At 73.4% G+C, this 2641-nt stretch carries 4 protein-coding genes; 3 read left to right on the top strand and 1 reads right to left on the bottom strand.

Annotation, left to right across the window (positions count from 1 at the left end; genetic code table 11):
* The 3 genes from RBH18_RS43550 to RBH18_RS43540 form a co-directional block, all read left to right on the top strand.
* The coding region (locus tag RBH18_RS43550) for a mannosyltransferase YkcB-related protein (protein ID WP_456237654.1) at positions 1 to 434 on the top strand (434 nt) is incomplete at its 5' end.
* 139 nt (positions 435 to 573) lie between these two features.
* Positions 574 to 1797, top strand: coding sequence for a bifunctional glycosyltransferase family 2/GtrA family protein (locus tag RBH18_RS43545; RefSeq protein WP_306216387.1), 1224 nt, complete (start codon positions 574 to 576; stop codon positions 1795 to 1797).
* A gap of 184 nt (positions 1798 to 1981) precedes the next feature.
* Complete coding sequence (locus tag RBH18_RS43540; protein WP_306216386.1) at positions 1982 to 2281, top strand: DUF3040 domain-containing protein; 300 nt, start codon at positions 1982 to 1984, stop codon at positions 2279 to 2281.
* A gap of 43 nt (positions 2282 to 2324) precedes the next feature.
* Here RBH18_RS43540 and RBH18_RS43535 read toward each other — a convergent pair whose 3' ends face one another.
* A complete protein-coding gene (locus RBH18_RS43535) occupies positions 2325 to 2603 on the bottom strand; it encodes a DNA glycosylase AlkZ-like family protein (RefSeq protein ID WP_372339079.1) in 279 nt (92 codons plus the stop codon).
* Positions 2604 to 2641: the final 38 nt, after the last annotated feature.

Below are 2641 nucleotides of genomic sequence, written 5' to 3'. Positions count from 1 at the left end.
CCGGCCAGCAGGGCGGCCGCGGCGACGGCGGGATGCGCGGAGGCGGCGGCATGGGCGGCCTCCTCGACGCCGCGACCGTCAGCGACCAGATGAAGAGCCTGCTCGAGGCCGACGCGGACAAGTACACCTGGGTCGCCGCGGCCGTGGGCTCGCAGAACGCCTCCGGCTACCAGCTGGCCACGGAGCAGCCCGTCATGGCGATCGGCGGCTTCAACGGCAGCGACCCCTCGCCGACGCTGGCGCAATTCCAGGCGTACGTGCAGGCCGGGAAGGTCCACTACTTCATCGGCGGCGGCGGCTTCGGCGGCGGTGGCGGTGGCAGCAACGGCGGCAGCAACGCCAGCTCCCAGATCTCCACGTGGGTCCAGGAGAACTACACGGCGCAGACCGTCGACGGCGTCACGGTCTACGACCTCACGCAGCCGGCGCAGTAAGCGGTCCCCAGCGGCCCCCGCCCGAGGAAGGCGGGGGCCGCCCAGCCCTGGGAAGAATCCTGGAGATCCCGTGATCGATCACAGTGCCGCCACAGGCATGCCACAAGCCGGGCAAAGCGCCGCGGAGGACCTTGGCGGCATGAGCACTTCCACGCTGCCCTCCGCCGCCACCGGCCCGGCCCGGGTCGTCGCCCCGGTCCTCGACGTGGTCGTCCCGGTCTACAACGAGGAGACCGACCTCGAGCCGTGCGTCCGGCGCCTGCACGAGTACCTGACGGCCCAGTTCCCGTACCGGTTCCGGATCACCGTCGCCGACAACGCCAGCACCGACGCGACGGCCGAGGTCGCCCGCCGGCTGGCGGAGACCTTCCCGGCGGTCGAGTCGGTGCACCTGCCGGAGAAGGGCCGGGGGCGGGCGCTCAAGTACGTGTGGACGCACTCGGACGCGGCCGTCCTCGCGTACATGGACGTGGACCTCTCCACCGACCTGGGCGCCCTGCTCCCCCTGGTCGCGCCGCTCATCTCCGGGCACTCGGACCTGGCCATCGGCTCCCGGCTGGCCCGGGGCTCGCGGGTGGTCCGGGGCGCCAAGCGCGAGTTCATCTCCCGCAGCTACAACCTGATCCTGCGGGGCACGCTGGCCGCCCGCTTCTCCGACGCGCAGTGCGGCTTCAAGGCCATCCGCGGCGACGTCGCGGAGCGGCTGCTGCCGATGGTCGAGGACACCGGCTGGTTCTTCGACACGGAGATGCTGGTGCTGGCCGAGCGGGCGGGGCTGCGCATCCACGAGGTCCCGGTGGACTGGGTCGACGACCCCGACAGCCGGGTGGACATCGTCGCCACCGCGCTGGCCGACCTGCGGGGCATCGTCCGTCTCACCAAGGCGCTCGGCACCGGCAGCCTGCCCCTGGCCGCCCTGCGCGAGCAGCTCGGCCGCAACCCGCTGCCCGTCGCCGGGGTGCCCGCCGGCCTCACCGGCCAGCTCATCCGCTTCGCCGCGGTGGGCGCCGCGAGCACCCTCGCCTACCTCGCGCTCTACGCCCTGCTGCGCACCGGGGTCGGCGCCCAGTGGGCCAACCTGATCGCGCTGCTGGTCACCGCGGTCGCCAACACCGCGGTGAACCGCCGTGTCACCTTCCGGATCCAGGGCAGCGACGGCGCCTGGCGCCACCACGTACAGGGGCTCGTCGTCTTCGGCATCGGGCTGGGCCTGACGTCGGGCACGCTGGCCCTGCTGCACGCCGTCGCCACGCCGCCCACGTGGGTCGAGCTGGCGGCCCTGATCGTCGCCAACCTGCTGGCCACCGCGGCCCGGTTCCTCCTCATGCGCATCTGGGTCTTCCGGGCGGCGCACCGGTCCTGAGCTGGTCGATCGTCGCCAGGGGGCGGGCTCCAGGATGGACCGGAGGGAGAAACACAAACATTCCTGGAACACAACCCCTGGCACGGTATGAATCTCGTGACCAACGGGTAACAATGGAGAAACCGACCGGCCCCGGCCCCCGTACGGTTCCGGTCGTTGCGTGTCCCCGTGCCGGAGGTGCGAGATGCTCAGCAAGGAAGACAACCGCCGGCTCGCACAGCTGGAGCGCCAGCTGCGCCGCGACGACCCCGAGTTCTGCGACCGCATGGCCGGGCGCCGCTCCGGCCGCCGTCAGGTCCCCGTCTCGCTCATCCTCACCGCGACCGTCGTCTGGGCCGCCGCCCTGATCCTCGCCGTCGTCGGCTGGTGGGCCGCCGCCGTGGTCGCCGCCGTGTGGGCCGTCGTCGTGATGGTGGCGATCGGCTTCCGCTGCCGCGCCCCCAAGCTCCCGCCGACCCCGGACACCCTGCCCCCGACCTGGTAAGCCCCCGGCCGCGGCGCCCCGGCCGCCGCGCGCGGCTGCGCCGTCAGCCCCACGTCACCGTCGCCCCGGCCGCCTCGCGCGCCCGTGCCACGACGCCGGCCTCCTCCTCGACAGCCCGGCGGGTCCGCGCCGGCAGCGCGCCGAAGGCGGACACCGTCAGGTCGACCCGCTTGCGGCCGGCCGTCTTCGCGCGCCACACCCCGGCGATCTCGCCGTCCACGAGCAGGACCCCCGGATTGCCCAGGGCGCGCCACACCTCCTTCTGCCGGGCCCGATCCGGGACAAGCACCTCCCGGTCGCGGGCCTGCAGCAGCGGATCCATCGGCGGGAGCATCGAGGTCCACGATGGTCAGCTCGGAC

Source organism: Actinoplanes oryzae, assembly GCF_030757795.1.
Classification (GTDB): Bacteria; Actinomycetota; Actinomycetes; order Mycobacteriales; family Micromonosporaceae; genus Actinoplanes.
The sequence above is the reverse complement of the archived record's forward strand: the minus strand, read 5'-3'. Positions and strand labels throughout refer to the sequence as shown.